Source organism: Pseudaquabacterium inlustre (assembly GCF_038066595.1).
Classification (GTDB): Bacteria; Pseudomonadota; Gammaproteobacteria; order Burkholderiales; family Burkholderiaceae_C; genus Pseudaquabacterium; species Pseudaquabacterium inlustre.
Genome location: NZ_JBBUTH010000009.1, coordinates 533,723 through 546,704, shown reverse-complemented (window position 1 = coordinate 546,704; position 12,982 = coordinate 533,723). Strand labels below are relative to the sequence as shown.

12 protein-coding genes, 2 tRNA genes and 1 riboswitch are annotated in these 12,982 nt (G+C 71.4%); of the genes, 1 reads left to right on the top strand and 13 read right to left on the bottom strand.

The window, feature by feature from the left end; translation table 11 throughout:
* Nucleotides 1–33: 33 nt before the first annotated feature.
* From paaI to AACH10_RS19785, 13 genes are all read right to left on the bottom strand, one after another.
* Nucleotides 34–423 (bottom strand): hydroxyphenylacetyl-CoA thioesterase PaaI, encoded by a 390-nt coding sequence (gene paaI / locus AACH10_RS19845; RefSeq protein WP_341412330.1) that lies wholly within the window; start codon nucleotides 421–423, stop codon nucleotides 34–36.
* A gap of 266 nt (nucleotides 424–689) precedes the next feature.
* A tRNA-Asn gene (locus AACH10_RS19840) sits at nucleotides 690–765 on the bottom strand.
* Between the two features lie 57 nt (nucleotides 766–822).
* Nucleotides 823–898 (bottom strand) — tRNA-Asn (locus AACH10_RS19835).
* Between the two features lie 39 nt (nucleotides 899–937).
* Nucleotides 938–3,127, bottom strand: a complete 2,190-nt coding sequence (locus AACH10_RS19830) for a TonB-dependent siderophore receptor (RefSeq protein ID WP_341412220.1) — start codon at nucleotides 3,125–3,127, stop codon at nucleotides 938–940.
* Nucleotides 3,128–3,216: 89 nt separating this feature from the next.
* A riboswitch (TPP riboswitch) is annotated at nucleotides 3,217–3,320 on the bottom strand.
* Nucleotides 3,321–3,416: 96 nt separating this feature from the next.
* Nucleotides 3,417–4,481 carry an NAD(P)/FAD-dependent oxidoreductase gene (locus AACH10_RS19825; protein WP_341412219.1) on the bottom strand — a complete coding sequence of 355 codons (1,065 nt, stop codon included), beginning with the start codon at nucleotides 4,479–4,481 and terminating at the stop codon, nucleotides 3,417–3,419.
* Nucleotides 4,482–4,491: 10 nt separating this feature from the next.
* Nucleotides 4,492–4,815 (bottom strand): ferredoxin FdxA, encoded by a 324-nt coding sequence (gene fdxA / locus AACH10_RS19820; RefSeq protein ID WP_341412218.1) that lies wholly within the window; start codon nucleotides 4,813–4,815, stop codon nucleotides 4,492–4,494.
* Nucleotides 4,816–4,921: 106 nt separating this feature from the next.
* A complete protein-coding gene (gene cobA / locus AACH10_RS19815) occupies nucleotides 4,922–5,695 on the bottom strand; it encodes a uroporphyrinogen-III C-methyltransferase (RefSeq protein WP_341412217.1) in 774 nt (257 codons plus the stop codon).
* Between the two features lie 31 nt (nucleotides 5,696–5,726).
* Entirely contained in the window at nucleotides 5,727–7,049 is a 1,323-nt protein-coding gene (locus tag AACH10_RS19810; protein ID WP_341412216.1) for a sulfate adenylyltransferase subunit 1, read from the bottom strand.
* Between the two features lie 2 nt (nucleotides 7,050–7,051).
* Nucleotides 7,052–8,023 (bottom strand): sulfate adenylyltransferase subunit CysD, encoded by a 972-nt coding sequence (gene cysD, locus AACH10_RS19805; RefSeq protein ID WP_341412215.1) that lies wholly within the window; start codon nucleotides 8,021–8,023, stop codon nucleotides 7,052–7,054.
* Nucleotides 8,020–8,781, bottom strand: coding sequence for a phosphoadenylyl-sulfate reductase (locus AACH10_RS19800; RefSeq protein ID WP_341412214.1), 762 nt, complete (start codon nucleotides 8,779–8,781; stop codon nucleotides 8,020–8,022). Before AACH10_RS19800 ends, cysD begins: the two co-directional genes overlap by 4 nt.
* A gap of 14 nt (nucleotides 8,782–8,795) precedes the next feature.
* Nucleotides 8,796–9,341 carry a DUF934 domain-containing protein gene (locus AACH10_RS19795; RefSeq protein WP_341412213.1) on the bottom strand — a complete coding sequence of 182 codons (546 nt, stop codon included), beginning with the start codon at nucleotides 9,339–9,341 and terminating at the stop codon, nucleotides 8,796–8,798.
* Between the two features lie 27 nt (nucleotides 9,342–9,368).
* On the bottom strand, nucleotides 9,369–11,060 hold the full coding sequence (locus AACH10_RS19790) for a nitrite/sulfite reductase (RefSeq protein WP_341412212.1): 1,692 nt from the start codon (nucleotides 11,058–11,060) through the stop codon (nucleotides 9,369–9,371).
* Between the two features lie 51 nt (nucleotides 11,061–11,111).
* Complete coding sequence (locus AACH10_RS19785) at nucleotides 11,112–11,879, bottom strand: sulfite exporter TauE/SafE family protein (RefSeq protein WP_341412211.1); 768 nt, start codon at nucleotides 11,877–11,879, stop codon at nucleotides 11,112–11,114.
* A 168-nt stretch (nucleotides 11,880–12,047) separates the two neighbouring features.
* Here AACH10_RS19785 and AACH10_RS19780 point away from each other — a divergent pair, with 168 nt between their 5' ends.
* On the top strand, nucleotides 12,048–12,977 hold the full coding sequence (locus AACH10_RS19780) for a patatin-like phospholipase family protein (RefSeq protein ID WP_341412209.1): 930 nt from the start codon (nucleotides 12,048–12,050) through the stop codon (nucleotides 12,975–12,977).
* Nucleotides 12,978–12,982: the final 5 nt, after the last annotated feature.

The following is a 12,982-nucleotide window of genomic DNA, read 5'->3' as shown; positions in this document are numbered from 1 at the left end:
GGCAATGGGCGGCAGTGGCGGGGTGGGGGTGGCTCAGTCCGCCGCCACGGGCTTGCCGACGAAGGTGTGCGAGCGGCCGCGGAACAGTGCCACCCGCGTGCCGTGCTGGTTGGTCACTTCCACGTCGTAGACGCCGGTGCGGCCGCTTTTGTTCACCTCGTGGCACACGGCGGTGAGCACGTCGCCCAGCTTGCCGGGCGCCAGCAGCTCGATCGCGAAGCCCGAGGCCACCGTGACCTCGTTGTAGGCATTGCAGGCGTAGGCGAAGGCCGAGTCGGCCAGCGTGGCGATCAGGCCGCCGTGGCACAGGTCATGGCCGTTGACCATGTCCTGGCGCACGGCCATGGTCACGGTGGACGTGCCGGCGCCCACCGCCACCACCTGCATGCCCAGGCCGCGCACGGCGTGGTCGTTGGCCCACATGGCGTCGCGCACGCGCTCGGCCAGCGCGGTGGCGTCGGTCGAGGCGGGGGAGCCAAGCCGTGAGGCCGCGGGGGCGGACGGGTCGGGACGGGTCATGCGGTGTCTGCGGTCCGGTGGAAGGGGGTTGCGACAGGTCAACAAATCGTTGACCGACCGTTCGGTCGATAATAAGAGCCGATCGCGGATTGACGCAAGTCAGGCGAGTTCAGGGATTACCCGCGCGCAAAGCAAAAAGGCCCTTGCATCGCTGCAAGGGCCTTGTGTGCTGGCTCCCCGACCTGGGCTCGAACCAGGGACCTACGGATTAACAGTCCGGCGCTCTACCGACTGAGCTATCGGGGAAATGTTCGGTATGGGTGTTGGGTGCTGATGAATCCGCATCAGCAACCGGCTTCGATTTGGCTCCCCGACCTGGGCTCGAACCAGGGACCTACGGATTAACAGTCCGGCGCTCTACCGACTGAGCTATCGGGGAATCGAAGCTAGCACTATAGCATGAAACTATCCGGCTTCGTCACATCGCCAGTTGCAGCGATGCGTGCCAGGTGCGCGGTGCCAGCGGATACAGGTAGGCGTGGCCGTACTGATACGGCGCTTCCTTCCAGGCGCGGTGGTCGGCCACGTTGTCCACGCCCAGGCGCCACACCAGCGTGGTGCCGGCGTTCAGGCGCTGGGTGTAGCGCGCACCCAGGTCGATGCGCGTCCAGCCCGGCGTGGCGATGCTGTTGTCGGGCAGCACCTGGCGCTCGCCCTCGTGCGTGACGAAGCCCAGCAGCGCCAGGCCGGGCACGGCGGCCACGTTGTAGGCGGCCTGGGCCTTCAGGCTGAGGGCCGGCACGTTGGTGGGCTGCTTGCCATTGGCGGCGGTGTCGGCCGAGCCTTCGCGGCGCGCGTGCAGGGCCATGGCGCTGCCGCGCAGCGCCCAGTCGCCGCTGCGCCATTCGGCCTCGGCCTCCAGGCCGCGGTGGCGGGCCGAGCCGTCGGCCTGGCGTCGGCAGGGGGCGCTGCTGCTGCAGCTGTCGGTGGGCAGGCCGCTGGCCACGGCGACGTCGCTCCACACCGGGCGGTGGATGTCGAAGGCAGCCAGGTGCCAGTCGAGGCTGCGGCCGCTGACCTTGTAGCCGGCTTCGAGCTGGCGGCTCTTCAGGGCTGGCAGGGCCTGGCCGGCATTGGTGTAGCGGCCGCGGTTGGGCGCCACCTCGCTCTCCACGCCCTGGCCCCAGCTCAGGTAGGCGGTGCGGCCGTTGCCCAGCTGCTGGCTCAGCGCCAGCCAGGGCGTGCTGAGGCCCTGGTCGTAGGCGGTGGCGCGCGGGTCGCCGGGCGCGGTGTAGCGGCTCTCGCGGTGCAGGCGGGTGTGGCGCAGGCCGATCCAGGCGCTCAGGTCGCGCGTCAGGTTCAGCTGGTCCTGCAGGTGCAGTTCCACCGAGCGCTCGCGGCGGTTGGTGCTGTCGTCGTTGGGTTCGGCATTGGGCGCGGCTTCGCGGTACTGGTAGATGCCGTCGTCGTTGCTCACCCACTGGTAGGTCTGGCGGCCGAAGCGCGTGGCATAGCGCGCGAACAGCAGACCGGCGTTGAACTGGTGCGTCACCGTGCCGGTGGTGGCGCGGCCTTGCAGCGACAGGTCGGCGGCGTCGCTGGTGCGGCGCTCGCCCTCGCTGCGGAAGTCGTACAGGTCATAGGTGCCGTCGGCGCAGTAGCGGGTGTAGTCGTCGGCCTTGCTGCAGCCGAAGGGGAAGGCGATGCGGTCGTCGCTGTCCAGGCGCTGCCGCATGGCCTGGGCCACCAGCTGCAGGTCGACCCCCAGCGGCTGGGTGACGCGGACCGAGCCGGTGCGGCCGTCCATCACCACCGGCAGCGTCCAGGGCTGGCGGTTGAGGTTCAGGCGCGGGTCGATGCTGGCCGCGCTGGGCAGCGTGCTGCCCAGCAGGCTGAAGCCCGGGGTGCTGGGCTGGCTCTGGCGGCTGAACTCGATCTCGGCCTCGATCAGCGTGCCGCCGGCCAGGCGCAGGTCGCCGGCGGCGGCCCACAGCCAGCGGTGGCCACGGGCGTTGCGCGTACTGGGGTCGAGCTGCTCGGTGGCGGCGTTCAGGCGCCAGCCCAGCTCGCCCTGGGCGCCGGCGCGGTCGCCGATGTCCACCGCGGCGCCCAGCGTGCCCGGGTTCTCCCAGTTCAGCGTGGCGCTGCGCTGGCCGGCCTTGGGGCGCTTGACCACCAGGTTCAGCAGGCCGCCCGGCGCGCTGGTGCCGGCCTGCAGGCCGCTGGTGCCCTTCAGCAGCTCCAGCGCCTGCTTGTTCTCCAGGCCGATGACCGTCTGCGCATTGATCGGCAGGCCGTCGCGGCGGTAGTTGAAGCGGTTGTCCAGCGTGAAGCCGCGCACCGCCAGCTGGTTCCAGTAGCCGGGGGCGTTGTAGGCGTCGGTGGCGCCGGCGTCCAGGCGGGTCAGGTCGCCCAGACCCGAGACTGCGGCGTCGGCCAGCTGGTCGGCGCGGATCACCGTGGCCGAGATCGGCAGCCGAGACAGCGGCACGTCGCCGAAGCCTGACACGCTGGCTGGCTGCGCAGCGCTGGCGCGGCCGTTGATGGTGACGGTCTGGGCTGCGTCCTGCGCCGTGGCGCTCAGCGCGCACAGCGTGGCGGCGGCCAGCGCCAGGGGTCGAAGGCCGCCGGCGGCGCGGCGGAGCGGGTGGTGGTGGATGGATGCCATCGTGATGCCTTTGCAGAGATCTGCAGCGATCACGGGTACACGAACACTGGCTGGGCGCACCCCGCGGGAGAGAACACGGATGCCGGGTGCGCTGGTGCAGGTCGCTTCCCGTACGCGAGGATTACCTCGATCAGGTTCAAAGGGACTCTCTCAGTCGCACGGCGCAAGCCATGCAACACCCCTAGCGATTGCGCTGGCGGCCCGCGCGGGGCCGGTCAGCGGCGCGGATTATGTCGGAGACGTGAAGCCAGCCCACCGCTGCGCAGCGTGGGGCAGGGCTTTGCGTCGTTCAGCGTGGCGGATGCGCCACGCCCAGCAGCGCATGCAGGCGCGGGCTGGTGGTGGTGTACTGCAGGTGCACCGGCTCGCCCGGCCGCACATGGGCGGCAGCGGCAAAGGCCGCCAGCGTGGCCTCGTGGAAGCCGCTGAGCAGCAGCTTGCGCTTGCCGGGGTAGGTGACGATGTCGCCCACCGCGTACAGGCCCGGCTCGGCGGTCTGGTAGCGGGCGGTGTCCACCACCAACTGCTTGCGCTCCAGCGCCAGGCCCCAGTCGTGGATCGGTCCCAGGCGCGGGCTCAGGCCCATACGGATCAGCAACTGGTCGCAGGGCAGGTCGATGGCCTCGCCGGTGGGGGGCATGAGGCGCAGCGCCTGCAGGCGGCCGTCATCGGCCTCCACCAGGGCCGCGGGCTGCCCGGCCACGAAGTGCAGTGCGCCCTGCTGGCGCAGCGTCTGGAAGCGCGCCAGCGTGCCGGCCGCAGCGCGGAAGGCCTCGCGGCGGTGGATCAGCGTGATGCGCGCCGGGCGCTGCGCGGCAGGGGCCTCGGCCAGCGCGATGGCCTGTTCGAGCGCGACGTCCTCGTCGCCCACGATCAGCACCTGGCGGCCGGCCAGGGTGGCGGCGTCGTCCAGGCGGTAGGTGATCTGGCGGCCGAGGTGGCGCTCGAGCCCGTCGAGCGCGATGCTGCGCGGCAGGAAGGCGCCGGCGCCGGCGGCGATCACCACCACGCGGGCCAGGAACTGCGTGCCCTGGTCGGTGCCCGCCAGCCAGCGGCCATCGGGGTTGCGCTGCAGCGTGGCCAGCAGCTGGCCCAGGTGCAGGCCGGGCTTGAACGGCGCCGCCTGCTGCACCAGCCGGTCCACCAGCTCGCGGCCGGTGGTGGCCGGCAGGCCGGGGATGTCGTAGATCGGCTTGTCGGGGTAGAGCTCGGCGCACTGGCCGCCCGCATGGGGCAGGGCGTCGACCACCTGGGCATTCAGCTCCAGCAGGCCCAGCTCGAACACCGCGAACAGGCCCACCGGGCCGGCGCCGATGACCAGCGCATCGGTCTCGATCGGTGCGGCCGTGGTCACGAGGGCAGGATCAGCGGACGAGTTCCGACAGCTTGTTCTTGCGGTCTTTCCACTCGTCGGCGTCGGGCAGCGCGGCCTTGCGCTTGGTGATGCTGGGCCAGCCCTTGGCCAGCTCGGCGTTCAGCGCGATGTACTGCTGCTGGTCGCCGGGCACGTCTTCTTCCGGCAGGATGGCGTTGACCGGGCACTCGGGGATGCACACGGCGCAGTCGATGCACTCGTCGGGATCGATGGCCAGGAAGTTGGGGCCTTCGCGGAAGCAATCCACCGGGCACACATCGACGCAGTCGGTGTACTTGCAACGGATGCACGCTTCGGTGACGACGTGGGTCATGGTGTGGAACGCTCTGGAGGCTGTGAGAGGGTGAAACAGGTGTCGGCCGGTGGCGCGGCGTGGCGGGCCCGCGCTGGCCCCACGCTGCGACGGCAAAACGCGGATTTTAAGGGGCCGGCCCGTGGCCGGCCGCTTGATGGTGCTCAAGCCCCGGGGTCTTGGCGGGTTCAGCAGCCTGCACCGGGGCGGCGCCGGCACCCACGGTCACCACCGCCGGGCGGCCGGCGTGGGTGGCGGCGGCCTCGCCCAGCGTGGCCACGGTGTGCTGGGTCAGCAGGGCGTCGGGCCAGCCGGCGCGCGAGTGCACGCTGACCGGCTCGGCATCGGGCCAGCCGGCCTCGCGCAGCCGGGCCGACAACTCGGCCAGCTGGCGGCCGGCCATGTAGAACACCTCGGTGTCGGCGGTGCGCGTGGCCTGCAGCCGGCCCAGGTGAGTCATGGCGGTGGTCAGACTGACGCTGCGGCCGCTGCCGCGGCGGGTGAGGGGGCGGCCGGCCTGGGCAGCCGCGGCCAGCGCCGAGGTGACGCCGGGCACCACCTCGTAGCCGAAGCCGGCGGCCTGCAGCGCCTGCATTTCCTCTTCCAGCCGGCCGAAGACGCTGGGGTCGCCGCCCTTCAGGCGCACCACGCCGCCGCCGGGTGCATGGCGCACCAGCAGGGCGTTGATGTTGGCCTGCAGCTCGGCGTAGTCGAAGCCGCGCTTGCCCACGTCGATCCATTCGGCCAGCGGTGCCAGGTCGCGCAGCGCCGGGTCGGTCAGCGCGTCGAACAGCACCACGCGGGCGGCGGTCAGGCGTTGCGCGCCGCGCAGGGTGATCAGGTCGGCGGCGCCGGGGCCGGCGCCGATGAACACCACGGCGGGTGCAGGGGAGTCGCTCATGCGGGCGAGTCTACGATCCGGCCGGGCCGCCTCAGCTGTGGACGGCGGTCTTGACCAGCAGCGCGCCGCTGGTGCGGTTGCTGCTGGGGTCGACGACGATCAGCGCGCCGCCGACGCGGTTGCGGGCATAGCTTTCCACCGGCAGCGGCTGCTGCACTTCCACCGTCACCTCGCCGATCTCGTTGACGTTGAGTTCGTGCGCATCGGTGGGCGTCAGCGTGTGGATGTCGAAGCGGTGGTCGATGCTGGTGATGCGGGCCTGCACCCAGCGGTTGCCGTGGCGCACCCAGTACTTGCGGCCGGGCACGGCCGGCTCGGTGTCCAGCCAGCACAGCGTGGCGCTGAAGCGCTGCGTGGCGCCCAGCGTGCCGGGGCTGCCGATCCAGTCGCCGCGGCTGATGTCGAGCTGGCGGTCCAGCACGATGCCGGCCGATTCGCCGGCCTGGGCGGCGTCGACCGTGCGGCCGGCGCGGCGCACCTCGGCCACGATGGCGCCCTGGCCGCTGGGGAAGACCTGAACCGCGTCGCCGGCCTTCACGCTGCCGTGGGCAATGCGGCCCCAGAACACGCGGCTCTGGTGGCCGGTGCCCTTGATCGCGGTGCTGGCGTCCTGCTCTTCCGCGTCGTCGCGGGCCACGTACTGCACGGGCTGCAGCATCGCGCCCTGGGTGGTCTCCTGCGTGGTGGGCAGGCTCTCCAGCAGCTGCAGCAGGCTGGGGCCGTCGTACCACGGGGCGTCGAGCGGGGCGGTGACGTTGTCGCCGCGCAGCGCGCTGACCGGGATGATGCCGGCCGGCGTGATGCCGGCCTCGGCCGCGAAGGCCTCCAGCGAGCCCTTCACCGCGGCGAAGGCGGCGCCGGCATCGTCGCCCACGGCGTCGAGCTTGTTCACCGCGAACACGATGCTGGGCACGCGCAGCAGGCTGGCCAGCAGCGCATGGCGGCGGGTCTGCGGCAGCAGCGGCACCGGCGTGGCGCGCCAGTCGATCTTGGTGATGTCCACCAGCACCACGGCGGCGTCGCTGCCGGCGGCGGCGGTGACCATGTTGCGCGTGTACTGCTCATGGCCGGGGGCGTCGGCGATGATGAACTTGCGCGTCTTGGTGGCGAAGTAGCGGTAGGCCACGTCGATGGTGATGCCCTGCTCGCGCTCGGCTTCCAGGCCGTCGGTCAGCAGGCTCAGGTCGATGGGTTCGCCCGCAGCGCGCTTGGCCAGGGTGTCGAGCTGGTCGGCCAGGATGGCGCGGCTGTCGAACAGCAGGCGGCCGATCAGCGTGCTCTTGCCGTCATCCACGCTGCCGGCGGTGAGGAAGCGCAGGGCGCGGTGGTCTTCAGTCTTCAGTACGGCGCTCATGATCAGAAATAGCCTTCCTTCTTGCGGCGCTCCATCGAGGCGTCGCTGGTGCGGTCGTCCATGCGCGTGGCGCCGCGCTCGCTCACCGTCACGGTGAGGGTCTCGGCCACGATGTCGGCGGCGCTGCGCGCATCGCTTTCCACCGGGCAGGTGCAGGTCATGTCGCCCACGGTGCGGAAGCGCACGGTGGCCGTCTCCACCGTCTCGCCGGCCTCGGGCGGGGTCACGTCGGTCAGCGGCACCAGCAGGCCCTTGCGGCGGATCACCTGGCGCTCGTGGCGGTAGTACAGCGTGGGCAGCGGGATGTTCTCGCGGGCGATGTACAGCCACACGTCCAGCTCGGTCCAGTTGCTGATCGGGAAGCTGCGGAAGTGCTCGCCGGGGCGGTGGCGGGTGTTGAACAGCGTCCACAGCTCGGGGCGCTGCTCCTTGGGCTGCCACTGGCCGAAGCTGTCGCGGTGGCTGAAGATGCGCTCCTTGGCGCGCGCCTTCTCTTCATCGCGGCGGGCGCCGCCGATCATGCAGTCGAAGCGGTTCTCCTCGATGGTCTCGAGCAGCGTGACGGTCTGGTGGCCGTTGCGCGATTCCAGCGGATGGGCCAGGCGCACCGTGCCCTTCTTCATGCTGTCCTCGAGGTGGCCCACCACCAGGCGGTCGCCCAGCTCGGCCACGCGCTCGTCGCGGAACTGGATCACCTCGGGAAAGTTGTGGCCGGTGTCCACGTGCACCAGCGGGAAGGGCAGCTTGCCGGCGAAGCGCGGACGCTCGCCCTTGGCATGCAGCGCGCGCTTGAAGGCCTTCTCGGCCAGGTGCAGCACCACGCAAGAGTCCTTGCCGCTGGAGAACAGCAGGCCGGGGCGCTCGAACGAGGCGGCCACCTCGCGCAGGATGAAGATGGCCTCTTCCTCCAGCCAGTCGAGGTGGCGGTGGTCGAGTTCGGGCAACAGGGTGTCGAGGTTCACGGCGGCGTTCACGCGCGGTCTCCGATCAGGCTGGACACCGGGGCTTGCTCGGCGTCATCGTGTTTCACATGCAGGCCGCATTCCTTGGCACCGTCCTGCTCCCACCACCAGCGGCCGGCGCGGAAGTCCTCGCCCACGGCGATGGCGCGGGTGCAGGGGGCGCAGCCGATGCTGGGCATGAACTGGTCGTGCAGCGGGTTGTAGGGCACCTGGTGCAGTTGCACGTAGTGCCACACATCGGCCCAGCTCCAGTCGGCCAGCGGATTGAGCTTGGTGCGGCCCGCGTCATCGGGCTCGCTGAAGGGCACCTCGCCGCGCGCGTTGCTCTGCTCGCGGCGCAGGCCGGTCACCCAGGCCGTGCGGCCGGCCAGCATGCGCGCCAGCGGCTCCATCTTGCGCACGCCGCAGCAGGCCTTGCGCAATTCCAGGCTCTGGTACATGGCCTCGGCGCCGTTCGTCTTGACGAAGTGCACCACCGCCTCCTCGCGCGGCTTGAACACCTCGACGGCCAGGCCGTAGTGCGCGGTGATGCGGCCGATCAGCGCCACGGTCTCGGGGTGCAGCGCGCCGGTCTCCAGCGTCGCCAGCGCGATGGGCAGGCGGTGGCGGGCGATCAGGTCGGTGACGACCATGTCCTCCACGCCCAGGCTGGTGGACTGCACGATGCCGGCGCCATGCGTGGCGGCGGCTTCGGTCAGCAGGCGCAGGGCGTTGGCCACGCGCTCGTCGAAGCCCGCGGTGGCGCGGGCGTACAGGTCGATGGCACTCATGTCGGGCCTTTCGCTCAGATGCCCTGGCCGGCGAACTGCGCGGCCTGGTCGGCCTGGCGCTGGGCCAGCTCGGCCGCCACGTCGCGCACGAAGGCCGGCGCGGGCTGCAGCACGTCGCCCTGGTAGTGGCCGGGGAAGAAGCCGAGCGCGCGCTCGGCGGCCTCGCGCGACTGGTCGGCGCGCAGCTGCACGGCGTCGAAGCCGGTGCGGGCCAGCAGCGGCAGCATGTCCACCAGCACGTCGCCGGTGGCGCGGATCTCGCCGGCAAAGCGGTAGCGGCTGCGCAGCAGGCGGGCCTGGGTGTAGGCGCGGCCGTCCACCCACTTCGGGAAGTGCAGGGCCACCAGCGCCAGGCGCGGCAGGTCAGGCGCCAGGGTCTCGATGTCCAGCGTGTTGGCCAGGCTCACGCCGGTGGGCAGGTCGGCCGGCCAGGTGTCGCGCACGGCATGCCACTGCTCCAGCGTCAGCAGGCGGTGCGGGGCGGCGGCGGGGTGGGGCTGCGGGCCGTCTTCACCCAGGGCGGTGTGCCACAGGTCTTGGGCGGGGGTGATGAACTTCATGGGTCTGTCTCCGGTGCGGCGGGGCGCTCAGGCCTGCACGGCCGTGGCGTGGCGCTGCGCGTCGGCGGCGGTCTTGAACGGGACCAGGCCGATGCGGCGCACGGTCTCGAGGAAACGCTCGCTGCCCTGGCGCTGGGCCACATAGGTCTCGATCACGGCCTCGATCACGTCGGCCACCTCGTCGGCGGCGAAGCTGGGGCCGATCACCTTGCCCGGCGTGGGCGCGCCGCTGAGCGTGCTGCCGTCCGAGCCGCCCAGCGAGACCTGGTACCACTCCTTGCCGTCCTTGTCGACGCCGAGGATGCCGATGTGGCCGGTGTGGTGGTGGCCGCAGCTGTTGATGCAGCCGCTGATGTGCAGGTCGATGTCGCCGATGTCGAACACGCGGTCGAGGTCGTCAAAGCGCTCGGTGATGGCGGCCGCAACCGGGATGCTGCGTGCATTGGCCAGCGCGCAGAAATCGCCGCCGGGGCAGTTGATCATGTCGGTCAGCAGGCCGATGTTGGGCGTGGCGAAGCCCAGCGCCTTGGCCTGCAGGTACAGCGCGGCCAGGTCGCTCTGCTTGACCCACGGCAGCAGCAGGTTCTGGTCGTGCGTGACCCGCAGCTCGCCCAGGCTGAAGGCCTCGGCCAGCGCGGCGGCGGCGTCCATCTGGTCGGAGGTGGCATCGCCCGGCGGCAGACCGGCGCGCTTGAGCGACAGCGTCACCGCGCTCCAGCCCGGCACCTGGTGCGTGTGCACGTTGCGCTGGTGCCAGCGCTGTTCGGCCAGCGGCGCATCGGCGGACAGCGGCACGGCCGGCAGCGGCACCACGGCGGCCGGGCGCACGAAGCAGGCGGCCACGCGGTCGAACTCGGCCTGCGGGATCAGGTGCAGGCTGCCACCCACGTCGTCGGCCAGGATGCGCTGGAACTCGGCTTCCACCTGGTCGAAGTACTTCTGGCCCTCGGCCTTGACCAGGATCTTGATGCGCGCCTTGTAGGCGTTGTCGCGGCGGCCGTAGCGGTTGTAGACCCGCACCACGGCCTCCAGGTAGCACAGGATCTGGTTCCAGGGCAGGAACTCGCGGATCACCGTGCCGGTGATCGGCGTGCGGCCCATGCCGCCGCCCACCAGCACCTGGAAGCCGACCTCGCCGGCTGTGTTCTTCTTCAGCTGCAGGCCCACGTCATGCCAGGCGATGGCGGCGCGGTCCTCGGCGGCGCCCGACACGGCGATCTTGAACTTGCGCGGCAGGAAGGCGAACTCGGGGTGCAGCGTGCTCCACTGGCGCATCACCTCGCAGTAAGGGCGCGGGTCGACGATCTCGTCGGCGGCCACGCCGGCCAGCGCGTCGCTGGTGATGTTGCGGATGCAGTTGCCGCTGGTCTGGATGCCGTGCATGTCCACCGCGGCCAGCAGGTCCATCGCGTCGGCGGCCTTGGTCAGCGGGATCCAGTTGAACTGCAGGTTCTGGCGCGTGGTGAAGTGGCCGAAGCCGCGGTCGAGCTCGCGGCCGATCTTCGCCAGCTGGCGCAGCTGGGCGCTGTTCAGCTCGCCATAGGGCACGGCCACGCGCAGCATCGGCGCATGGCGCTGCACGTACCAGCCGTTCTGCAGGCGCAGCGCGCGGAAGTCGTCGTCGGGCAGCTGGCCGGCCAGGTGGCGATCGAGCTGGTCGCGGAACTGCGCGGCGCGGGCGCGCACGAACTGGCGGTCGAAATCGGTGTAGGCGTACATCGTCGGAGGCGGAGAAAGGGCTTCGGCGGAAGGACCGTCAGGAAGAACGTGTCAGTGGATGACCTTGAGGCCGGCGGTGACCAGCGACACGCACAGCAGCGTGCGCACGATGCGCTCGGGCATGGCCCGGGTGAGCTGTGCGCCCACCCAGATGCCGGGCAGCGAGCCGATCAGCAGCGCCGCCAGCAGGCCCCAGTTCACATGGCCCAGCGAGGCATGGCCCAGGCCGGCCACCAGGGTCAGCGGCACGGCATGGGCGATGTCGGTGCCCACCAGGCGCTGCGCGGGCAGGCGAGGGTACAGCAAGAGGATCAGCGTGGCGCCCACCGCGCCGGCGCCGATGGAGCTCAGCGACACCAGCACGCCCAGCAGCACGCCCGAGGCGATGGTCAGGCCGGCCTTGCGGCGCTCGGGCAGCCACTTCTCCAGCTTCAGGCCCACGGCATGCCAGGCCTGGCGGTAGGCCACGGTGACGGCGGTGAGCAGCAGCGCGATGCCCAGCGAGAAGGTCAGCGCGCTGGCCCAGCCCTTGGTGATGCCGGTGAAGTGCATCAGGGCGATGGTGGCCAGCGAGGCCGGGATGCTGCCCATCAGCATCAGCCGCGTGATGCGGTAGTCCACATGGCCGTGGCGGTGGTGCGCCACCGAGCCGCCCAGCTTGGTGAGCGCGGCAAACCACAGGTCGGTGCCGATGGCCACCGCCGGGTTCAGCTTGAACACGCTGATCAGCAGCGGCGTCATCAGCGAGCCGCCGCCCACGCCGGTCATGCCGACGATGGCGCCGATGCCGAAGCCACTTGCGATCGCAATCCAGTCCATGAAGCCCGCCGTTCCTGCCAATGCCATGCTGCGGTGCCGCATGCACCACGAGGGCGGGACTGTAAAAGCGCTTGTTATATCCGCCAACGATATTGTGGTTAGCTGCTAATTCCAATGAAGCATATGAAGCCGGCGATGAAGCCACCGCGCTCCGTAGAATCCCGCGCCATGCAACGCCGCCTGTTCGTCCGCGCCGGCCTGGGCGCGGCGCTCGGTGCCGGGCTGGCCGCCTGCCAGACCCCGGTGCCCCTGCCTTCGGTGCCACCGGCCACGCCGCCGTCGGGCCCCGCCGCACCGCCGGCCAGCCCGCCGGCACCGCCGCGGCCGCCGCGCATCGGGCTGGCGCTGGGCGGCGGCGCGGCGCGCGGCTTCGCCCACATCGGCGTCATTCAGGTGCTGGAGGAGGCCGGCATCAAGCCTGACCTGGTGGCCGGCACCTCGGCCGGCAGCCTGGTGGCGGCCCTGTACGCGGCCGGCAAGAGCGGGGCCGAGCTGGCCCGCCTGGCGCTGGCGATGGACGAGTCGGCCATCACCGACTGGAGCTTTCCCGGCCGCGGCCTGATCCGCGGCGAGGCGCTGGCGCGCTATGTGCGCGAGCAGACCGGCGGCCGGCTGATCGAGCAGCTGCCGATGCCGCTGGGCATCGTGGCCACCGACCTGGACAGCGGCGAGGCGGTGCTGTTCCGGCGCGGCGACACCGGCGCGGCGGTGCGTGCCTCGAGTGCGGTGCCGGCGGTGTTCCAGCCGGTGAAGATCGGCACGCGCGAGTACGTGGACGGCGGCCTGGTGTCGCCGGTGCCGGTGCGCTTCGCCCGCGAGATGGGCGCGCAGCTGGTGCTGGCGGTGGACATCTCCACGCCGCCCGACGGCGCCGCCACCGGCGACGCCTTCAAGCTGCTGCTGCAGACCTTCTCGATCATGGGCCGCAGCATCAACCAGTTCGAGCTGCGCGACGCCGACCTGGTGCTGCGCCCGGCGCTGGCCGGTGTGTCCAGCGCCGACTTCACCGCGCGCAAGCGCGCCATCGACGCTGGCCGCGCCGCCGCCCAGGCGCTGCTGCCGGCGCTGCGGCAGAAGATCGCGGCGCAGACGCGCTGAACCGG

What these genes read in the sequence shown, in the direction of transcription:
- paaI (WP_341412330.1), bottom strand. Translation starts at nt 423, where the DNA reads ATGTGGGCCAACGACCACGCCGTGCGCGGCCTGGGCATGCAGGTGGTG.
- AACH10_RS19830 (WP_341412220.1), bottom strand. Translation starts at nt 3,127, where the DNA reads ATGGCATCCATCCACCACCACCCGCTCCGCCGCGCCGCCGGCGGCCTT.
- fdxA (WP_341412218.1), bottom strand. Translation starts at nt 4,815, where the DNA reads ATGACCCACGTCGTCACCGAAGCGTGCATCCGTTGCAAGTACACCGAC.
- cobA (WP_341412217.1), bottom strand. Translation starts at nt 5,695, where the DNA reads ATGAGCGACTCCCCTGCACCCGCCGTGGTGTTCATCGGCGCCGGCCCC.
- AACH10_RS19810 (WP_341412216.1), bottom strand. Translation starts at nt 7,049, where the DNA reads ATGAGCGCCGTACTGAAGACTGAAGACCACCGCGCCCTGCGCTTCCTC.
- AACH10_RS19800 (WP_341412214.1), bottom strand. Translation starts at nt 8,781, where the DNA reads ATGAGTGCCATCGACCTGTACGCCCGCGCCACCGCGGGCTTCGACGAG.
- AACH10_RS19795 (WP_341412213.1), bottom strand. Translation starts at nt 9,341, where the DNA reads ATGAAGTTCATCACCCCCGCCCAAGACCTGTGGCACACCGCCCTGGGT.
- AACH10_RS19790 (WP_341412212.1), bottom strand. Translation starts at nt 11,060, where the DNA reads ATGTACGCCTACACCGATTTCGACCGCCAGTTCGTGCGCGCCCGCGCC.
- AACH10_RS19785 (WP_341412211.1), bottom strand. Translation starts at nt 11,879, where the DNA reads ATGGACTGGATTGCGATCGCAAGTGGCTTCGGCATCGGCGCCATCGTC.
- AACH10_RS19780 (WP_341412209.1), top strand. Translation starts at nt 12,048, where the DNA reads ATGCAACGCCGCCTGTTCGTCCGCGCCGGCCTGGGCGCGGCGCTCGGT.